8 protein-coding genes are annotated in these 22,693 nt (G+C 64.3%); all 8 read left to right on the top strand.

The window, feature by feature from the left end:
• Positions 1 to 107 precede the first annotated feature (107 nt).
• The 8 genes from GPL20_RS19320 (at position 108) to GPL20_RS19355 (ending at position 22,669) form a co-directional block, all read left to right on the top strand.
• Positions 108 to 1,631 carry a sugar ABC transporter ATP-binding protein gene (locus tag GPL20_RS19320; RefSeq protein WP_157331089.1) on the top strand — a complete coding sequence of 508 codons (1,524 nt, stop codon included), beginning with the start codon at positions 108 to 110 and terminating at the stop codon, positions 1,629 to 1,631.
• Entirely contained in the window at positions 1,624 to 2,664 is a 1,041-nt protein-coding gene (locus GPL20_RS19325) for an ABC transporter permease subunit (RefSeq protein WP_157331090.1), read from the top strand. The genes GPL20_RS19320 and GPL20_RS19325 overlap by 8 nt, the downstream gene beginning before the upstream one ends.
• A gap of 96 nt (positions 2,665 to 2,760) precedes the next feature.
• Positions 2,761 to 3,708: an ABC transporter substrate-binding protein gene (locus tag GPL20_RS19330; protein ID WP_157331091.1), complete on the top strand. Its 948-nt coding sequence runs from the start codon at positions 2,761 to 2,763 to the stop codon at positions 3,706 to 3,708.
• A gap of 167 nt (positions 3,709 to 3,875) precedes the next feature.
• Positions 3,876 to 4,343 carry a MarR family winged helix-turn-helix transcriptional regulator gene (locus GPL20_RS19335; protein ID WP_254125311.1) on the top strand — a complete coding sequence of 156 codons (468 nt, stop codon included), beginning with the start codon at positions 3,876 to 3,878 and terminating at the stop codon, positions 4,341 to 4,343.
• A gap of 46 nt (positions 4,344 to 4,389) precedes the next feature.
• Positions 4,390 to 6,090: an FAD-dependent oxidoreductase gene (locus GPL20_RS19340; protein WP_157331092.1), complete on the top strand. Its 1,701-nt coding sequence runs from the start codon at positions 4,390 to 4,392 to the stop codon at positions 6,088 to 6,090.
• 552 nt (positions 6,091 to 6,642) lie between these two features.
• Positions 6,643 to 20,832: an Ig-like domain-containing protein gene (locus GPL20_RS19345; RefSeq protein WP_167533108.1), complete on the top strand. Its 14,190-nt coding sequence runs from the start codon at positions 6,643 to 6,645 to the stop codon at positions 20,830 to 20,832.
• Between the two features lie 181 nt (positions 20,833 to 21,013).
• Positions 21,014 to 21,574, top strand: a complete 561-nt coding sequence (locus GPL20_RS19350; RefSeq protein WP_157331094.1) for a sigma-70 family RNA polymerase sigma factor — start codon at positions 21,014 to 21,016, stop codon at positions 21,572 to 21,574.
• 114 nt (positions 21,575 to 21,688) lie between these two features.
• Entirely contained in the window at positions 21,689 to 22,669 is a 981-nt protein-coding gene (locus GPL20_RS19355) for a FecR family protein (protein ID WP_157331095.1), read from the top strand.
• The last annotated feature ends 24 nt before the right edge of the window (positions 22,670 to 22,693 follow it).

A 22,693-nucleotide genomic window follows, 5' to 3' on the forward strand; every position in this document is an offset into this window, starting at 1 on the left:
GCGTGTTCGGTATTGCCCTGCGCCGCGGCCTTTTGTTTAATGCGTGAGCCGCGCTGACAAGACGATCGAGACGCGGGTGGGAAACGCATTGTGCGCCGGGAGGCACGATGAACGATCCGATCCTCGAGATGCGTGGGGTCTCAAAATCCTTCTTTGGCATCAAGGCGCTGCGCTCCGTCGATCTCACTGTCTATGCTGGCGAAATTCATGCCTTGATGGGTGAGAACGGCGCCGGAAAGTCGACGCTGATGAAGATCCTGTCCGGCGCCTACAGGCCTGATCCCGGCGGCGAGATCCGTATTGACGGACGGCCGGTACGGATCGAAGGCCCGCTCGGCGGCCGCGCCGCGGGCATCTCCATCATCTACCAGGAGCTGTCGCTGGCCCCCAATCTCAGCGTTGCCGAGAATATCTATCTCGGCCGGGAGATGTCGCGATCAGGTCTGCTGGCGCGCAGCGCCATGCGCGAGGGCGTCGGCCCGATCCTGAAGCGGCTGGGCGCGGACTTCCTGCCATCGACGCTGGTGGCGCATCTGTCCATGGGTCAGCGGCAACTCGTCGAGATCGCGCGTGCGCTGCACGCGAGATCAAGAATCCTGATCATGGATGAGCCGACCACCTCGTTGTCGGCCGCAGAAAGCGAGCGGCTGTTCGCGCTGATCCGCCAGCTTCGCTCCGAGGGGCTTGCCATCATCTACATCTCGCACCGCATGGACGAGGTCTACGCGCTCGGCGACCGCGTCACCGTGCTCCGCGACGGCCGGCTGGTCGGCTCCCTCGACAAGCAGGACATCCGCGCCGACACCATCGTTCGGCTGATGGTTGGACGTGATGTCTCCTCGTTCTACAAGAAGGATCACGACCCGGAGGCGGGAAGGGGGCATCCCGTGCTCGCGGCGATCGACATGGCCGATGGCCTGCGCGTCAAGGGTTGCTCGCTGACCGTGCATGCGGGCGAGGTGGTCGGCCTCGCCGGCCTGATCGGAGCTGGTCGCACCGAGCTTGCGCATCTCATCATCGGCGCCGCACCGAGAACGTCGGGCCGTCTCGAACTTGAAGGCCACCCGATCGACATTCGTAGCCCCGGCGCGGCGCTTGACGCCGGCATCGCCTATCTGACCGAGGACAGGAAGGCGCTCGGCCTGTTTCTCGACATGTCATGCCAGGACAACATCAATCTTGCGGTGCTTGGCCGCGATGCAAAGCTCGGCGGGTTCCTGGATCGTGACAAGGCGCGCGAGCGCGCCGACCGGGCCTTCGCGGGGCTCAGCATCCGCGCTGCCAATGTCGGCGTCGCCGCCGGTGGCCTGTCCGGCGGTAACCAGCAGAAGGTGCTGCTGTCGCGGCTTCTCGCCATTGCGCCAAAGGTGCTGATCCTCGACGAGCCGACGCGCGGCGTCGACGTCGGCGCCAAGTCCGAGATCTATTCGATCATCGACAATCTGGCCAAGGTCGGCGCCGCAATCCTGGTCATCTCGTCCGATCTGCCCGAGATCATCGGCATCTGCGACCGCGTCATCGTGATGCGGTCGGGACTTGTTGCGGGCGAGGTCAGGCGAACCGAGACGGCGCCGTTGAACCAGGAAGACATCATGACGCTTGCCACGGGGATGGAGCATCTCGATGCCTGACAATGTTGCTTCGGAGGCCCAGCCCGCCCCGACGACGACCAACGGTGCTGCCGCAGAGACAAAGCGCCAGCGGATGAGGGTGCTGATCAGTGCGCTCGGCATGCTGCCGGTCCTTTTGATTCTCTGTATCGGCTTCCACGTGCTGTCCGAGGGCCGCTTCTTCACGGGACAGAATCTCGGCATCGTGTTGCAGCAGGCCGCTGTCAACACCGTGCTCGCCGCGGGCATGACCTTCGTCATCCTCACCGGCGGCATCGATCTCTCGGTCGGCTCGATCCTGGCGGCCTCCGCGATGGCCGGGCTGACGCTGTCCAAGCTGCCGGAACTCGGGATGCTGTGGCTGCCGGCCGCGCTGCTCACGGGCCTTGGCTTCGGCGTCATCAACGGCGCGCTGATCGCGCTGCTCCGCCTGCCGCCGTTCATCGTCACGCTCGGCTCTCTCACCGCCGTACGCGGTCTGGCGCGACTGCTCGGGGCCGACACCACCGTCTTCAACCCTTCCATTCCCTACGCCTTCATCGGCAACGGATCGCTGACGATCATCCCCGGCGTCGCGTCGATCCCGTGGCTCTCGGTGATCGCCTTGCTCGTCATCCTCGTTTCGTGGCTGGTGCTGCGCCGGACCGTGCTCGGCGTGCACATCTACGCGGTGGGCGGCAATGAAAGCGCGGCGCGGCTGGCCGGCATCAAGGTCTGGGCCGTGCTGATCTTCGTCTACGGTGTCTCCGGGCTTTTCGCCGGGCTCGGCGGCGCCATGCAGGCGGCGCGGCTCTATGCGGCCAACGGCCTCCAGCTCGGCCAGTCCTACGAGCTCGATGCGATCACCGCCGTGATCCTCGGCGGCACCTCGTTCGTCGGCGGCATCGGCTCGATCTGGGGCACGCTGGTCGGCGCCTTGATCATCGCCGTCCTGTCGAACGGCCTCATCCTCATCGGCGTCTCCGACATCTGGCAATATGTGATCAAGGGTCTGGTGATCATCGGCGCCGTGGCGCTCGACCGCTACCGGCTGCAGGGCTCTGCCAGGACTTGAAGGGCCCGGCGCGCCCCCGAGTGCGCGTCGTTTGAGATTCCGTTGCGGCAACTGGTCTGCCGTGCCGGGGATGAAGACAGACCAGGGAGGAAGCCAATGTTGAAGACGATCATGCTCGCCGGCGCCGCGACGGCACTTGCCCTAAGCACCGCACCAACCTTCGCCAAGGAGCTCAAGTCGATCGGCGTCTCGCTGGGGTCGATGGGCAACCCGTTCTTCGTCGCGCTGTCGAAGGGCGCCGAGTTCGAGGCGAAGAAGACCAATCCCAATGTGAAGATCACGGCGGTCGGCTTCGAATACGACCTCGGCAAGCAGGTCACCCAGATCGACAATTTCATCGCCGCTGGCGTCGATCTCATCCTGTTGAACCCCGGCGATCCCAAGGCGATCGGGCCGGCGATCAAGAAGGCGCAGGCGGCAGGCATCGTCGTCGTCGCGGTCGACACCGCGGCCGAAGGCGCCGATGCCACCGTGACCACGAACAACGTGCAGGCCGGCGAGATCTCCTGCCAATATATCGTCGACAAATTGGGCGGGAAGGGCGATGTCGTCATCGAGAACGGTCCGCAGGTCTCTGCCGTGATCGACCGCGTCGTCGGCTGCAAGAACGTCTTCTCGAAGAATCCGGGCATCAAGGTGCTGTCCAGCGACCAGGACGGCAAAGGCTCGCGCGAAGGCGGGCTCACCGTGGCGCAGGGCTATCTGACCCGCTTCCCCAAGATCGACGCCATCTTCGCCATCAACGATCCGCAGGCGATCGGCACCGACCTTGCGGCACGCCAGCAAAATCGCAGCGGCATTGTCATCACGGCGGTCGACGGCGCGCCCGATATCGAGGCCGCGCTGAAAGATCCGCAGTCGCCGCAGATCCAGGCCTCGGCTTCGCAGGACCCGTTCTTCATGGCGCGGCGGGCCGTGCAGGTTGGTGTCGGCATTCTCAATGGCCAGAAGCCGGCCTCGACCGTCGAGCTGTTGCCCTCCAAGCTCGTGACCAGGGACAACGTCGCCGAGTACAAGGGCTGGACCTCGGATCGTTCTCAGTAGAACGCGTCCCGCTACCGGGAATGCTCGAAACACGTGATGACGGGTGGCGTTTTGATCGACGCCACCCGCGGCCAATACACGTGCGCTGATCGGCTGTACGAGCGCGCCGGGCCGCCTCCTGTGTTAGCCTTGCACGATCTCGATCGCTCGATTCGGAAGCACAATTCGTGAAAGCAAGGACATCCGGGACTGCGTGGCGGCATGCCAACATTGGTCGTCTGCTCAACAACGCGGTGCGTCGTTTCGAGGGCCGCGTGCTCGAACTGATGAGTGAGCGCGGCCACGACGAAACACGCATCGCGCATGTCGGCCTGACCCGCAATCTCGACGTGGAGGGGACGCGGCTCACCGAGCTCGCCCGCCGCGCGTCCATGAGCAAGCAGGCGATGGGCGAGCTGGTCGATCAATGCGCCGAACTCGGCCTCGTCGATCGCATCGCCGATCCGACCGACCGGCGCGCGCGCATCGTCATGTTCACCCCGGCCGGGCGCAAATGGCTGGACGCGTTCCGCGATGCCGTCGACATCGCCGAGCAGGAGATGCGTGCCGAGCTCGGCAAGACCGCGATGGACGCGATCCTGAAGGGGCTTGCGGTCTATGGCGCGGAGTTCGACACGCTCGACGATCCCGATTAGTCAGGTGACTTGACGAAATAGTCAGGCGACCTTACCATGCAGGATAATGCTGGTAGGGAGAAGCGTCTTGGAAACACGTCTGACGGCCTCGGTGCTCATCGTGGGCGGGGGGCCCTGCGGGCTGATGCTGGCCAATGAACTTGGCCGCCGCGGCGTGACCGCGATCCTGGTCGATGAAAAGCCGGGCACGGCATTCAATCCGCAAGCCAATGCGACGCAGGCGCGCTCGATGGAGCACTATCGGCGGCTGGGTTTTGTCGACGAGATCAGGCGTGAAGGTCTGCCCGCCGACTATCCGACCGACGTTGCGTACTTCACCCGTTACACCGGCTACGAGCTGGCGCGATTCCAGTTGCCGTCATCTTCGCGCGCAGGCGAACTCATCAAGGGCATGTCGGGCTCCTGGAGTGCGGCCGAGCTGCCGCATCGGGTCTCGCAGAAATATGTCGAGGCCGTGCTGCGCCGCCACGCTGAACGGCTCCCCGGCATAAAGCTGAACTATGGCCACAAGCTCATCAGCTACGTCGAAAGCGATGACGGCATCGTCGGCGACATCGAGTGTCTCGATGATGGCAGCCGCTTCCAGGTTCGAGCCGACTTCCTGGTCGGGGCGGACGGTCCGCGCTCGACGGTCCGGCAATCGCTGGGGATCGTCTATGGCGGCGAGACGGGGACGCAACGCGATTTCATGGGAGGCCGCATGCTGGCGGTCTATCTCCGTTCGCCCGAGTTCTACGCAAGCATCCCGCACGCCAGGGCGTGGATGTACAATTGCTTCAACTGCGACCGCCGCGCCTTCATGGCCTCCGTGAACGGACGCGACGAGTTCGCGTTTCACACGCAGCTCCGGCCGGGCGAGGACGAGAGTGCGATCACGGCCAACGAGGCCAAGGCGGCATTCCAGCGCGCCTGCGGCGCGCCGATCGAGTGCGAGGTGCTGTCCTTCCTGACCTGGACCGCCGGTCACGCGCTGGTCGCCAATGGCATGCAGCGGGGCAGGGTCTTCCTCGGCGGTGACGCGGCGCATCTGTTCACGCCGACCGGCGGGCTCGGCTACAACACCGCGATCGAGGATGCGGTCAATCTCGGCTGGAAGCTTGCAAGCGTCGTCAAGGGCGTGAGCCCGGCGACGCTGCTCGACAGCTACGAGGTCGAGCGGCGTCCGGTGGCGCTCCGCAACACCGACTATGCGCGGCGTTTCGCCGACTCCCTTGGCCTGTTCGCGCCGGCGCCGCAGATCGAGGACGCGACGGACGAGGGCCGCGAGGCACGGCGGACGGCAGGCGCCTATCTCGAACAGCACGCCCGTGCCGAATTCAACATCCCCGGCGTCACCTTCGGCGGACGCTACGACGGCTCGCCGATCATCGTCTCCGATGGCAGCGCGCCGCCGCCGGATACCGCGAACGTCTATGTTCCGAGCGCTTGTCCCGGCGGCCGCGCACCGCATGCGTGGCTGGAGGACGGCACGTCCCTGTATGACTTGTTCGGGTTCGAATGGACGTTGCTCCAGTTCGGCGAGGTCGCGTCGGCCCGCGCCGCTGTCTCTCAGTCCGTCCGCACGCTTGGGGTCGACGTAAAGCTCGTCACCCCGCCGGGAGCCTTGCGCGAACTCTATGAGGCGGACCTCGTCCTGATACGTCCCGACCAGATCGTGGCCTGGCGCGGCAGCGCATCACAGGTCGGAACGATCGGGCGCGTTCTTGCCTGCGCGCTCGGACACGATGCCAGCGACGGCGCGCGGTGACGGTCTCGGCCAGCCGAGGGAGGCATATGCCTCTCCGCCCATGCTTTGTCCGACATGTCAGGCGTGAAAGCCGATTTCTGGGGAAGCAAGCGTTGCCGGTCTTGCCGACCAGCCCTGGCGTCGGCCGGTCCGGCGAACAAGACGCTTGGCTGAATCTGAATAAATACAAATATAATCAATGGCTTGAGGCCAATCTGGCGCCGGGGTGCTGTCCCGGGCCAGGCGTTAATCGCGACGATAGAAGGCTTGGCCCCCACAGCTTTGGGACCTTTTCGGGGCAGGAACAATGTGCAACATTGGCCCGATTTTATCAATTTTTTAACCAATTGCGGTGGCGTCATGAACTACGCCGACAAGTCTTTGCCGGTCAGCCCTGATTGCGACTCTGTTCAATTCAACTACGAAGCCTTAGCGCAACGGTCACAGGTTCCCATCGTCAAGGTTCCTGACGCGCATCTCCTCTTCTCAGGAGAGTTCCAGCGCATTGGTTCTGACCTCATCCTCTCGGATGAACTCCATCGCGTCATCGTCCCGAACTATTTCAAGGAGCATGTGCGACCGCAGCTCGTGTCCCCCGATGGCGCGCAGCTGCCGGCCCAGGTCGTCGACGCGCTGACGGGATACACGGCCTATGCGCAGGCCGGCGCGCAGAGTCCCGCGGGCAAGGTCGTGGGCCACATCGTCAAGATCTCCGGCAGTGCCAGCATCGTCCGCAACGGCGTAACGATCGTTGCGAATGTCGGCGACGCCATCAATCAGAACGACGTGGTGCAGACCGGCAGCAATTCGACCCTCGGCCTCGCGCTCGATGACGGCACGACGTTCAACCTGTCCGAGAGCGCGCGGTTCATGTTGAACGATTTGACCTTTGACGCGAGCAGCACGTCGAACAGTTCGTTGATGACCCTGGTCGAGGGCGCTGCGAGCTTCGTCGCCGGTCAGGTGGCAAAGACGGGCGACATGAGGGTGGCGACGCCCACGGCCACGCTCGGCATCCGCGGCACCGCCGTCAATCTCAGCATTTCGTCGAGCGACGGAACGGTCTCGATCTCGGTCATCGACCAGCGCGACGGCCAGGTGCATGCAGTCCAGGTCTTCAGCAATACCGGCGCATTGATCGGCACCGTGTCGAGCAACGGCGCCTCGCTGACACTGACGCCGACCGCAACGTTCGACGTGATCGCGCGGCAGGTCGACAAGACGGCGGATCAGATCGCCCAGGAGTTCAACGCATTCCAGCAGGTCCTGAGCACCTATGATGCGGCCAAGCAGATCTTCCCAAATCTGCCGCAGCACACCGAAAATACGAACCCAACCAACAATAATGACGCCAATCCGAACTCCACCAGGTTTGCGGGAAGCCCGCCACTCAATCCTCCGGGAACGGAATATCACCCTCCAAGCACGACGCCCAAGGTCCAAACCGCGAGCGATGCGCCGCCGCCGACGACGGTGATCATTACCACGGCTGCTGCCGCAGATGTCGTGACGCCGACGCCGCCGCTGATCGAGCCGACGATCGTGGCCGTCAAGACCACCTCTATCCCCTTCATTGTGACCCCGCCCAACGTGGCTGCGATCACCTCCGGAGCAGGAAATCACACCGGCCCGGTCATGAGTGCGAGCGGCGACGTCGTCTACGATCCCGACGGCACCATATATTTCTACGATCGCACGACCGGCACGACGACGACGATCGCGTCTCCCGCGGGCGGCTGGAGCTACGGCTCGCCCACGATCAGCTCGGATGGACGCTACATCGTCTATGAGGGCTCCGATGGAAGCGGGACCTACGTGTTCGTCTACGGGATGGATTCCTCCGACCCGACCCACTACCACGTTCAAATCCAGCTCGGTCAGGGGTCTTCTCCCGCGGTGAGCGGTGACGGCAGCACCATCGTTGTCGAGCAGGGCGCGGGCAATATCGCCATCTATGACCTGCAGGGAAACCTGAAGGGGACGATCACCGCTGGAGCCGTCGGCAGTGCGGGCGCGCTGTGGACGCCGGCCATCAGCGCCGGCGGCCACATCATCGCTTTCTGGAATTCGGATTCGAGCAGTCCAGGTGGTTCGGGCCATCTGTACGCCTACGACCTGTCGACGGGAGGCCTGACTCAGATCGCGAACACTGCCTCGGGCGCCGGCAATATGCCGCCGACCGTCAGCGCGGACGGCCATCTGATCGCCTACCAGGGCGCGGACGGCTCCGGTCATTCGGAGATCTATCTCTACGATCTGAACACCGGCGCCGTCGTCTTCCACACTGGAAACCCGTCAGGCGGCAGCTACAATCCGGTCCTTAGCCCCGACGGCCATTTCATCGTGTTCTCGAGCGACGCGCGGCTGACCTCCAGCGACCAGAACAATTTCACCGACATCTACATCGTGGACGTCACGAACCCCGCTGCGCCCGTCTACAAGCTCGTGTCGGAGGGAAGCGGAGCTGCGTCCCACGGCGGCGTCGCGGTCAGCGCCGGCGGGCAGTATGTCGCGTTCGGAAACAGCAACCACATCTTCTTCGCCGATCCGACGTCGGGACGCAGCGTGGTGATTCTTGAAACTTCACAGTCGCCCGCGATCCTGACCGCAGCGGGTCAGATCACGGTTACCGGCGACTATTCCGGCGTTGGAATCGGCGTGACGGATCAATTCGGCCATCCAACGTCGGATTTCAAAGCAAAATTCGATGCCGCGGGACACATCAACTGGACCTTCAGCGAGGCCAAGAGCGATTTTGCGTGGCTGTCCTACGGTCAGGACGCGACACAAACATTCATCATCACGCTTTCTGCCAATAACGGGACGGTGACGATTCCCGTCTTCGTCACCGTGCACAACGGCATTCAGCCCGTCCTCAATACTGCGGACTTTGCACCGATTGCCACGCCGGTGAGTCTGGCCGAAGGGCAACAAAACACGGCGTACACGATCACCGCGGCGGATCTGCTCCACGGCGTCATCGACATCGACGGACCATTGCGGTCCATCACCGCGCTCTCGCTCCAGAGCGGTGGCGGCACCCTGTTGCAGGTCGACGGCCAAACCTGGACCTACACGCCTGATGCCGGATTCAGCGGTCAGGTCATCTTCAGCTACACGACGTCGGACTCGATCAAGAGCGCCAGCTCGACGGCAAGTCTCAACATCGCATTACCGCTCGCCATTACGGCGATCTCGCCGGACAGCGGCGTGGCGGGTGATTTCATCACGAGCAATACGAATCTGGTCGTTTCCGGCACGAACGGCTCGCTGACGAGCGGCGAGAAGATTCAGCTCAGCAACGACAATGGCGTGACGTGGACCGACGTCGTTCAGGATACGGCGACAAGCTGGAGCTTTGCCGATCCTCTGACGCATGCCGTAGGTTTCACTTACCGGGTGCGCGTCGTCGATTCCAACGACACTCCGATCAACGCGACCAGCCAGGCCGTCGTCATCGACACGGCACCGCCGGTCCTGTCGATCACCAGCGCGAGCGGGTTCACCAATCAGGTATCGCTGACCCTCACCGGGACGCTCGATCTCGCCGACGTCGGGGCCATCGTGACCGTGTTCGACGATGGCCAATCGATCGGCACGGCAACGGTGCAGGCCGACGGGAGCTGGACCAAGGTCGTTTCGCTGCATGCCGGCGCCAATAACCTGAGCTCGCAGGCGGCAGATGTCGCAGGCAACCTCGGAACGAGCAACACGATCGTCGTGACGCTGGATACGACGGCACCGTCGGAAACGCTGGCGATCACGGCGATCAGTTCCGACACCGGCACGGCCGGCGACTTCATCACCAGCGATACGACGCTGACGGTCTCCGGCAGCAATGGCGCGCTGGCCTCTGACGAGAAGATCCAGGTCAGCAGCAATGGCGGTGTGACCTGGGTCGACGTCACGCAGTCGACCGCGACGACCTGGAGCTACCTCGACCCGGCCACGCATGCCGCGAGCTTCACCTACCAGGTGCGCATCGTCGATCTCGCCGGCAATATCGGCACCACGGCCAGCCAGGCGATCACGATCGATACCACGGCACCGGCCGAGGCGCTGGCGATCACGGCGATCAGCTCGGACACGGGAACGGGTGGCGATTTCATCACCAGCGACACGATCCTGACGGTCTCCGGCACCAACGGCGCGCTGGCCGCCGGCGAGAAGATCCAGGTCAGCAGCGACGGCGGGACCACCTGGGCCGACGTGACGCAATCGACGTCGACGACGTGGAGCTATGCCGACCCGGCGACGCATGCCGCGAGCTTCACCTATCAGGCTCGCATCGTCGATCTCTCCGGCAACATCGGCACCGCCACAAGCCATGCTGTGACGGTCGACACCACCGCGCCGGCTGAGGCGCTGGCGATCACCGCGATCAGCTCGGACACTGCGACGCCCGGCGACTTCATCACCAGCGATACGACGTTGACGGTCTCCGGCAGCAACGGCGCGCTCGCCGCCGGCGAGAAGATTCAGGTGTCGGGCGATGGCGGCGTGACCTGGGCCGACGTCACGCAGTTGACGGCGACGACATGGAGCTATGTCGATCCGGCGACGCATGTCGCCAGCTTCACCTACCAGGCGCGCATCGTCGATCTCGCCGGCAATATCGGAACGACAGCCAGCCAGGCGATCACGATCGACACCGGGGCACCGGCCGAGGCGTTGGCGATCGCGGCGATCAGTTCGGACACCGGCACGGCCGGTGATTTCATCACCAGCGACACGACGCTGACGGTCTCCGGCAGCAATGGCGCGCTGGCCCCTGACGAGAAGATCCAGGTCAGCAACAATGGCGGCGTCACCTGGGCCGACGTCACGCAGTCGACTGCGACGACCTGGAGCCATATCGACCCGACGACGCACGCCGCGAGCTTCACCTACCAGGTGCGCATCGTCGATCTCGCCGGCAACATCGGCACCACGGCCAGCCAGGCCGTGACGATCGACACGACGGCGCCATCGGAGGCGCTGGCGATCACAGCCATCAGTTCAGACACCGGCACGGCCGGCGATTTCGTCACCAGCGACACGAGTCTGACGGTCTCCGGCACCAACGGTGTGCTGGCCGCCGGCGAGAGGATCCAGGTCAGTAGCGACGGCGGGACCACCTGGGTCGACGTGACGCAATCGACGTCGACGACCTGGAGCTATGCCGACCCGGCGACGCATGCCACGAGCTTTACTTACCAGGCCCGCATCGTCGATCTCGCTGGCAACATCGGCACCGCCACAAGCCACGCGGTGACGATCGACACCACGGCGCCGGCCGAGGCACTGGCGATCACGGCGATCAGCTCGGACACCGGCACGGCCGGCGATTTCATTACCAGCGACACGACCCTGACGGTCTCCGGCACCAACGGTGCGCTGGCCGCTAGCGAGAAGATTCAGGTGTCGAGCGATGGCGGCGTCACCTGGGCCGACGTCACGCAGTCGACGGTGACAAGCTGGAGCCATGTCGACCCGGCGACACATGCCGCGAGCTTCACCTACCAGGCGCGCATTGTCGATCTCGCCGGCAATATCGGAACGACGGCCAGCCAGGCGATCACGATCGACACCGGGGCACCGGCCGAGGCGCTGGCGATCACGGCGATCAGTTCCGACACCGGCACGGCCGGCGACTTCATCACCAGCGATACGACGCTGACGGTCTCCGGCAGCAATGGCGCGCTGGCCCCTGACGAGAAGATCCAGGTCAGCAGCAATGGCGGTGTGACCTGGGTCGACGTCACGCAGTCGACCGCGACGACCTGGAGCCACATCGACCCGGCGACGCATGCCGCGAGCTTCACCTACCAGGTGCGCATCGTCGATCTCGCCGGCAATATCGGCACCACGGCCAGCCAGGCCGTGACGATCGACACGACGGCGCCATCGGAGGCGCTGGCGATCACAGCCATCAGTGCAGACACCGGCACCGCCGGCGATTTCGTCACCAGCGACACGAGTCTGACGGTCTCCGGCACCAACGGTGCGCTGGCCCCCGGCGAGAGGATTCAGGTGTCGAGCGATGGCGGCGTCACCTGGGCCGACGTCACGCAGTCGACGGCGACGACCTGGAGCCATGCCGATCCGGCGACGCATGCCGCGAGCTTCACCTATCAGGCCCGCATTGTCGATCTCTCCGGCAATATCGGCACCGCCACAAGCCATGCGGTGACGATCGACACCGGGGCACCAGCCGAGGCGCTGGCGATCACGGCGATCAGCTCCGACACCGGCACGGCCGGCGATTTCGTCACCAGCGACACGACGCTGACGGTCTCCGGCACCAACGGCGCGCTGGCCGCTAGCGAGAAGATCCAGGTGTCGAGCGATGGCGGCGTCACCTGGGCCGACGTCACGCAGTCGACGGCGACAAGCTGGAGCCATGTCGACCCGGCGACACATGCCGCGAGCTTCACCTACCAGGCGCGCATTGTCGATCTCGCCGGCAATATCGGAACGACGGCCAGCCAGGCGATCACGATCGACACCGGGGCACCGACCGAGGCGTTGGCGATCGCGGCGATCAGTTCGGACACCGGCACGGCCGGTGATTTCATCACCAGCGACACGACGCTGACTGTCTCCGGCAGCAATGGCGCGCTGGCCGCCGGCGACAAGATTCAAGTGTCGAGCGATGGAGGGACGACCTGGGTCGACGTCACGCAGTCGACCGCAACGACCTGGAGCTACCTCGACCCGGCGACGCATGCCGCGAGCTTCACCTACCAGGCGCGCATCGTCAATCTTGCCGGCAATATCGGCACCACGACGAGCCATGCGGTGACGATCGATACCACGGCACCGGGCGAGACGCTGGCAATCACGGCGATCAGCTCCGACACCGGCACGGGCGGCGATTTCGTCACCAGCGACACGAGTCTGACGGTCTCCGGCACCAACGGTGTGCTGGCCGCCGGCGAGAGGATCCAGGTCAGTAGCGACGGCGGGACCACCTGGGCCGACGTGACGCAATCGACGTCGACGACCTGGAGCTATGTCGACCCGACGACGCACGCCACGAGCTTTACTTACCAGGCGCGCATCATCGATCTCGCCGGCAATATCGGCACCACCACAAGCCATGCGGTGACGATCGACACCACGGCGCCGGCCGAGGCACTGGCGATCACGGCGATCGGCTCGGACACCGGCACGGCCGGCGACTTCATCACCAGCGATACGACGCTGACGGTCTCCGGCACCAACGGTGCGCTGGCCGCCGGCGAGAAGATCCAGATCTCGAGTGATGGCGGGACGACCTGGATTGATGTCACGCAGTCGACGTCGACAACCTGGAGCTACGCCGACCCGGCGACGCATAGCGCCAGCTTCAGCTACCAGGTTCGCATCGTCGATCTCGGCGGCAACATCGGCACCACGGTCAGCCAGGCGATCACGATCGACACCACGGCCCCCGCGGAGACGCTGGCGATTACGGCCATCGACCAGGATACCGGCACGCCGGGCGACTTCGTGACCAATGACCCGACGCTGACGGTGTCCGGTACCAACGGCGTGCTGGCCTTTGGCGAGAAGATCCAGGTCTCCAGCGACGGCGGTGTGACCTGGGCCGACGCCACGCAGTCGACGTCGACGACGTGGAGCTATGTCGACCCGGTGACACATGCATCGAGCTTCACCTATCAGGCCCGGATCGTCGACGCCGCCGGAAATATTGGCACCACGGCCAGCCATGCCGTCACGATCGATACGTCTGCGCCGACGGAGAGCCTTGCAATCGGCTCTGTGGCGGGAAGCTCGTCGCCCACGAGCACCGCGATTACGATATCCGGGACCAACAGCGTGCTTCAGGCCGGCGACAAGGTCCAGATCAGCACCGACGGCACCACCTGGACCGATGTTGCCCGCAACAGCCTGACGCGGTGGAGCTTCGTCGACACCACTGTCCGCACCGCGAATTTCACCTACTTCACGCGCGTTGTGGATTCCACCGGCAATGTCGGCGCCACCGCGAACCAGCCGGTTGTGGTCGCCGGCAATGGCGGGACCGCGACGATCGCCGGCGCCTCCTCCGTCCTCGCCGAGTTTACCGGGAGTGGCGGCACGCTTCAGATCGGGCCGGCCGGACTGACCGGCACGATCAACGCGATCTCGATCGCTAGCGGTTCCGTCACGATCAACGGCACCGGTACCGTCACGGCGACCACCGGCGACGCGATCGATCTCTATGCGACCGGCGCCACATCGGCCAATCCGGCGAACCTGACCGTCAATCCGACCGGACAGGTCACCGGCGCCGCATCCGGTATCTCGGTCCTTCAGAACGCATACGGATCCATCACGGTCACGGCGTCCGGACCGGTGACGGGTCAGTCGGGCAAGGGCATTTGGGCCCAGCAAAGCGCCACGGGCACCGGCAGCATCCTGATCAACGGGTCGGGCAGCGTCACCGGAAGCGGCGCGGCCTTCAGCGGAATCGTCGCCACGATTCTGAATGCATCGAACAACAACAATATTACCGTCAACGAGAGCGGAGACATCACGGGCGGATATGACGGCATCCGGGTCGTGACCAACGGCAATGGCAATGAAATCATCACCACGGGTGCCAATGCCACCGTTACGGGCCTGACGCATTACGGCATCGAAGCGCAGTCCGGCGGCACCGGCAACATCTCGATCACGACCGGCTCTACCGGCACGATCACGGCCGCCAGCGCCGCCATCAACGCATACAACCAGGCCTCCGCGATTCCAAAGGTCGGCGGCGTCATCGCCAGCTCGATTTCGGTGACCGCCAACGGCACGATCAATTCCGGAACGGTGCTGACCGGCAACGGCAGCCTGCCGGCCGGCATCCTGGCAGGCTACAAGGGCGGAGCGAACAACACCGTCAATTCCAGCGTCTACGGCAATGTCAACATCGACAACTACGCCAATGTCAATGCCGCAGCTGGCGACGGCATCCGCGGCTACAATTTCGGCAGCGGCAACGTCACCATCAATCACCATGCCGGCGCGATCACCGCGAAGAACGAGTATGGCATCGCCGCGAGCAGCTACGGCAGCGGCAATGTTTCGATAACGACGAGCACCGGCACGAGCATCGCCTCCGGCTCGCATGGCATCATGGCAATCAATCTGGCGACCGCGATCGCAGGCTCGGCGCTGTCGAGCGTGAGCGTCACGGCCTCGGGCACGATTACGTCAGGCACCCATCTTTCGAGCGGAGGCAGTCAACCGCAGGGCATTTCCGTCGGCTATTTCGGCAGCAATGGCACGTCGAATTCCAACATCAACGGCACTGTCACCCTGGACAATTCCGCCAACGTGACGGCGCTCGCCGGCTGGGGTCTTCTGGCCTACAACTGGGGGAATGGCAACGTCACGCTGATCGACCGGGCCAATACGGTCGTCTCGGGCGCGCAGATCGGCATCGCGGCCAGCTCGAACGTGAGCGGACCGACGGCGACGCCCTCCACGGTGACGCTCACTGTCGAGGCCAACGCCACGATCACGTCCGGGGCCCTCTATGGCCTCGCGGGCATCCAGTCCAACAACGCCAGCGGCGGCAGCATTTTTATCACCACCGCCAGCGGCGACGTCATCACCTCCGGCGGGACCGGCATCAATGCAAATGCGGTAGCTTCGAGCGCCTCGTCCGGGACACAGGTCTCGGTGACGGCGGCCGGCACGATCAATTCGGGCTACAATTTCTTCTCGAACGGCTCGGGTCCATCGGGCATTGCGGCCGGCTTCGGCAGCAGCAATGGACAGGTTAATTCGGCCGTCCAGGGTAACGTTGTCGTCAACACCTCGGCGTCCGTCACGGCCGCCTCGGGCTGGGGTCTCAACCTCTACAATTTCGGCACCGGCAATATCAGCGCGACGGTTCAGGCGGGGGCGGTGATCAAGGCACCCCTGGTCGGCATCAACGCCTTCGCCCAGGGGGGCGGCAGCGTCACGATCATCAACAACGGCGCGATCACGTCATCGGGCGTGGCGATCAACACGGGCACCGGCACCGGCGCGTCCAGCGTCAATGGCACGATGTCCGTGACCAACACGGGGACCATCGTCGGCTCCGGCTCGGTGTTCAACCAGGTCGTTCAGATCAACAGCTCCAACAGCACGCAGGCGGCGACCTTCACCAACGCCGGCACCGTCACGGCGAGCCTGTTCGGCAAGACGACCAACAGCTACGCCCTTGCGATGTACAGCGTCAGCGGGACCGTCACGGCCCTCAACAACGGCGGCGGCGTTCTGACCGGAAACGTCTCGCTCGGCGGGGCCGCGAGCTTCACCAACGCGGCGGGGGCCATCTGGAGCCTTAACGGCCAGAATTCCATCGGCAGCAGTGGGGGTTTGGTCGCCAACGCCGGAATCATGAACGTGCTCGGGTTCGCCATCCTGTCGTCCGGCGGCAGTCTGGCGCTGGCCAACACCGGCAGCATCAATCTCGCGCCCAATAGTGCGGCGCGGATCTTTGGCAACGTGTCGGGCAATGGCACGATCTTGATCGGAGACAGGTCCGAGCTCGAGATCTCCGGAACGGTGACGGGGCAGACCGTGTCCTTCGCGACGACCGGTCGCGGCCTCCTGACCATCGACCTTCCGTCCTCCTTCAGTGCCACGATCGATCATTTTTCGATCGGCAATGTGATCGCGTTGACCGGGGCCGGCATTTCGAGCGCGACGCTGGGAAGCGGCACGATTTCCGTCACGGGCGCGAGTCAGAGCTATTCCTACAACGTCACGAACGTGCAATCCGGCGCCATGCTCGACATCCTGGCCGCCGACAAGCTGATGCTGCTGTCGGCCTCCACGGTCCAGCTTTCCGACAACCTCCAGTATTTCATCTCGAGCCCTGCGCTGTCCTACGTTCTCGACCACGATACGATTTCGGGTTCCGGCTCCGGCTTCGTAGTGAGCACCACGGATGCAAGCATCGCTAACACCTACTCGGTGGTGGTGAACCAGACCTCGTCGATCAATGTCACGGGCGCCGGCGTGGGCGTGGCCGTTTCGACAGGCGGTGCCAATATCGCCATCGTCAATGCCGGAACGGTTTCGAGCGGCGGCACCGGAATCAGCTCGAGTTCCGGCGGCGGCGCTGCCGACATCTCGGACTACGGCAATGTCAGCGGCACCCAATATGCGATTGCCGCAACGTCCAGCAGCGGAAAGCTGAACATCCTGACCGGCATCGGTGCGAGCCTCACCAGCGCCAATTCGTACGGGCTCTACGCGCAGACAACCTCCGGCGACATCAACATCACGACTCTGTTCGGAACCATCAATTCGGGAAGCGCCGGTATCCTGGCGCAGGAGCAGGGCAGCGCGGGTGCCTCTGGCTCGATCACGGTCATCAACGAGTCGACCATCACCTCCGGAGCCTTTTCAATCAACTCCGGTGCTGCGACCGTCGGTCCGGCCAACGGCTCTGCCGGCATCAGGGCCGGAATTCTGAACAACGGCACGACGTCGTTCAACGGCTCGACCACCACCGGCAACGTCTATGTCGAAGACCGCGGCAACATCACGGCTGCGACCGGCTCCGGAATCTTTGCCTTCAACTATGGGGCCGGCAACACGACCGTGTCGCTCGGGCAGGGCGCGCAGATCCAGGCGACTGCCGCGGGCAGCCCGACCAGCTCGGGCTTCACCCAATACGGCATCTTTGCCTTCAACTATGGCGCCGGCAGCTCGACGGTCACCACCGGCTGGGGCTCGACCATCAATTCCGGCGGGACAGCCATCAATGCCGGCAACCAGGCCACGACGATTGCGCAGGGCTCGGGCAGCACGGTCACCGTGATCGCGCAAGGCATCATCACTTCCGGCGTCAACAACAACAATTCCGGCAGTGCGCCATCCGCCATTCAGGCCGGCTACAACCCGGGCAATGCCGGCGTTTCCAATCCCAACACGAATAACGTGTACGGCGACGTTTTCGTCGGTGTGTCCGGCGACGGCAGCACCAACGGCTTCATCACCGCGGCGGCTGGATCGGGCATCAATGCGTACAACTATGGTGTCGGCAGCGTGACCGTCACACTGGGGCCCCGGGTTTCGATCCAGGCCCTGACCGCAGCGACAAGCTCGACATCGGGGAATGCACCCTATGGCATTGGTATCCTGACCCTTGGGCCCGGCAACATCACCGTCACGACGGGTAGCCAGGACAACATCCAGTCCGGCAGCACCGGCATCAATGCGGTCAACGAGGCGACCTCGATCGCGGCCGCCGTCGGAGCCACCATCGCGGTGACGACGGCTGGAGTCATTCACTCTCGAACGCTTCTGAACAACGGGGGCAATCAGCCATCGGGAATTTCCGCGGGCTTCCTCGGGGGCCTCACCCAGACGCCGAATCTCAACGTCAACGGCGCGGTGATCATCAACAATGCTGCAACGATCACCGCCGATGCGGGCATAGGCATCAACGCCTACAATTTCGGCAACGGCAACATCGCCGTGAACCAGGCCAGCGGCGCCAATATCACAGCGGTCCAGCAGGCGATCAGTGCCCATGCGGAAGGCGCGGGGACCGGCGACATCGCGGTCAATGTCTACGCCAATTCGACGCTGACCTCCGCGGCCAGTTACGGCATCATGGCCCTCAACACGAACAACGGGAGCATCTCGGTCATCACCTCCGCCGGCGACGTGATCAACTCCGGAGGCGCGGGCATCAACGCGGCCCAAGAGGCTACGGCGACTTCCGCCAGCACGTCGGTCGTTGTGACCGCTGCCGGCACGATCAATTCGGGGACGGCGCTGACCGGTTTCGGCAATCAGCCCGCCGGCATCATTGCAGGCTATATCGGGCAGGCCACCAATCCGGCGCCCGGCAATGCCGCGAACTACAATGTCCACGGCGAGGTCGTCGTGAACAACTTTGCGACGATTACCGCAGCCGCCGGTAACGGGATTCAGGCCTATAACTACGGAACCGGCGACGTCTACGCGAACAATTTCGGCGCGACGATCACCGCGCTCGGTGGCGCCAGCCCGCCGAACGGATCGGGCGTGGGCATTCTGGCGCAGACCTACGGGCCCGGCAGCGTCTACGTCACGACGACGGGGGCAACCTTCATCAATTCCGGCAGCTCGGGCATCGCCGCGTTGAACAAGGCGACGACCGCCGACCCTGGCAATCCGACGGTTGTCGTGCCCGCGACGTCCGTGATCTCGGTGATTGCCAACGGCACGATCCACTCCGGCACGATTCCGACGGCCAACGCCGCCGGCGATCCGGCTGCCGGTATTCTGGCGAGCTACAACCCCAACAATCAGAGCACAGTCGACAGTCGTGTGCTCGGCTCCATCTTCGTCGACGATCACGCAACCATCGTTGCGCCGACCGGGACGGACGGCATCCGTGCCGCCAACTATGGGACCGGCAATATTTCAATCGTCGTCGAGTCCGATGCCGACATTATCGCCGGCCGTTACGGTGTGGCCGGGCTCGGCTATGACGGGGGCGACGTCAGCATCGTCATTGCCGGTTCTGTGATCGGCGGGACCGCGGGCATCGACGCCATCACGACCGGGTCCGGAATCGTGACGATCGACAATTCCGGCTTCGTCAGCGGTGTGATCACCGCCTACAACGGCACCGTCACCAACCAGGCCGGCGCCGACTGGCAGCTCAACGGCGCCAGCGTGTTCACCGGCACGAGCACACTTTCCAACGCCGGTACAATCGAGAGCACCGGCGTGTCGTCGATCCAGGGGCTCGCAGGCCTTACCAACACCGGAACGATTGCGGTTGAATCCGGAAGCCTGACCATTGGTTCTTCCGTAACCGGCGGTGGCACGGCCATCGTCCACAATGCGTCGCTCGTCCTGAGCGGTGCCTCGGATATGCTCGTCTCCTTCAATACGGGACCGACCACGCCCGGAGTGCTCGTGCTCGGCGACGTCACGCATTTCACCGGAACGGTCACAGGCTTCACCTATGGAGACACGATCGATCTGGTCGGGATTGCGCCCGGAAGCGTCAGCGTATCCAATTCGGGCGGGCTGACCGTAAACTACGGGACGGGGGCGTTCGCGCTCGTCGGCGACTATGATCCGACGGGCTTCTCCATCGCATCCGACGGCCAGGGCGGGACGAATATCGTCTGGAATCATCAGGCGCCGGTCATCGTGACCAGCCAGTTCGGCACGGTACACAATCCGGATGGATCGACGACCATCACGGGCCTGCTGGTGACCGATTCCGATCCGAATGCGGGGACCGAGACATTCAGCCTCGCGGCAACGACGCAAGCCGCGTCGTCGGGAAGCAGCGTCTCCGTGTCGACGAGCTCGGGCTCTCTCTCGGCCATCAACGGCATCTTTGCATCCGGGGTGACCTATCTGCCGGGAGCCACGCCGCCGGCGACGGACATGGTCTCGCTGACGGTCAAGGACGGTTTTGGTGCGACCCAGACCGTGAACTTCGTCTTCAATCAGGCCGGTATCGGCCCGAACATCACCCTGCAAGGCACGGCCGGCAACGACGTGATCTTCGCCACCAATTCCGCAGACACACTGGCCGGCGGCACGGGGCTGGATCAGTTCGTGTTCGCACCGGCATCGGCCTCGCCAATCATGCACACGATTTCCGACTTCACCGTGGGGATCGACAAGCTCGATGTTCGTCAGTTCAGCGGACTTTCGGCATCGTCACTTCCCAGCGAGGTTCAGGTCGGGAACGACACGCTGCTCTCGCTTGGTGCGAATGACTCCATCCTTCTGAAGAACATCGTTGCAACGAGTCTGCACGCGACCGATTTCATCTTCCACGCCTGAGGACAATGGATGCGTCGTGCGCCGAGATTGCCTGCTGGTGGTGGCCTTGGCTGCGCGAAGGACGACGGCGTCCTGCTGCTTCCGGACCTTTCCTGAACCCGGCCGCGCCCGCAACGCGCCGTGTAACTTGGAAGCTCTCTAAGATCTTGATCTTGCGCGGTTAATCACCGGACATGTAAGAGTGACGCCGTCCGCGCCAACTCTTGCAGGCGCCGTGTGCTTCGGGTCCGTGATGTCCGACGTAGTGGTTGCCCCGATCTCAGCGCTCATCGATGCGTACTACGGTGAATTGCGATCTTACGCCTCCCGCAAGCTCCGCAATCCCGTCGCGGCCGAAGATATCGTTCAGGAAGCCTGGTTGCGCTTTGCCAGTTCCGACAACGAGAACATCGCCAATCCGCGGGCGTATCTCTACCGGCTCGTCGGCAACCTCGTCATCGACCAGCAGCGTCGCGAGCAGACCCGAGGACGCGCTGCGGCGCAACCTGCCGAGCATCTTGACGTCGCCGACGAGACGGCCGACCTGGAGCGCCAGATCGTGGCGCGGCAGCGGCTGACGCTTCTGGCCAAAGCCGTTTCCGAACTGCCGCCGCGATGCCGGGATTGCTTCATCCTGCGGCGCTTCGACGACGTCGAGCCGGACGAGATCGCCATACGCATGGGAATCAGCCGGAATATGGTCGAAAAGCATCTCCGGCAGGCGCTTGTCCACTGCACCAGGCGCCTGCGCGAAGGCGATTGATTTTTTCTCCCAATCGACCTCCTCTATTTTAGAATTGCTCCGTCATAGAGAGTGAGATCGCGGGCAACCGCCACTCTCGCGGCGCTGTTTTCATGCTGGATCGACGAATTATCCATGAATGACGGGGAGAGGCCGACCACCCTCGACGAGGCGGCGGAATGGTACGTGCGGCGGGACGCCGGGGCGCTCGACGCCGCGGAAGAGGCGCTGTTCCGGGCATGGCTGATGCAGCCGGCCAATCGCACGGCCTACGAGGAGATCTCCCGCACCTGGGATGATCTCGGCCGTATCCCGCGACCTCGGCTGAGCATGGCCGCGCCGCGACCTGATGGAATCCGCCGGCTTCCGCTCCGGGGGCATCGGCCTCGTTCATCCCGGGTCCGCCGCTGGGCGGCTGCCGCTGCGGCGGTCGTGGCGACCGTCGTCGCTGCTGGCTACGCCTTCGATCTTCCTATGCGGCTCGAGGCGGATGCAATGACCGCCACCGGCGAAACCCGGACCGTGCCCCTCGATGACGGCAGCACCGTCGTCCTGAACACCGCGAGCGCCATCGCCGTCGACTATTCGCGCGAGCGGCGGCGCATTCGCCTCCTGCGCGGAGAGGCCGTCTTTACTGTTGCCAAGGATGCGGCACGCCCGTTCGTCGTCGCCGCCGCGTCGGGCGAGGCGGTCGCGCGCGGCACGGTCTTCGCTGTCCGCAAGGAGGATGAGGCCGCAACGGTGACGGTGCTGGAAAGCCGAGTTGGCGTGTCCTACCCGGCGGCTGGCCGAACGGCGGTTGAGCTCTCTTCCGGAGAGACCATCGATTATTCGCGCCGCGGTCTCGGCGAGTTGCGGGCGGTCGACGCCGATGCGGCGACCGCCTGGCGGCGTGGCAAGCTGATCTTCGTCGACCGTCCGCTCGGAGAAGTGGTCGCGGAGCTGAATCGTTACCATTCTGGACGGATTCAAATCATCGACGGCTCCATCGGCAGTCACCTGGTCAGCGGCGTGTTTGAAACCAGGAATCCTTTGCAGGCACTGGACGTTATCGAGCAGACGCTCGGGCTGCACTCGACGCGGCTGAGCGGTCTGCTGATCCTGCTGCACCACTGAGCGAGAAAAGTTCGCTCAACCGAC

Source organism: Bradyrhizobium cajani (assembly GCF_009759665.1).
GTDB classification, from domain to species: Bacteria; Pseudomonadota; Alphaproteobacteria; order Rhizobiales; family Xanthobacteraceae; genus Bradyrhizobium; species Bradyrhizobium cajani.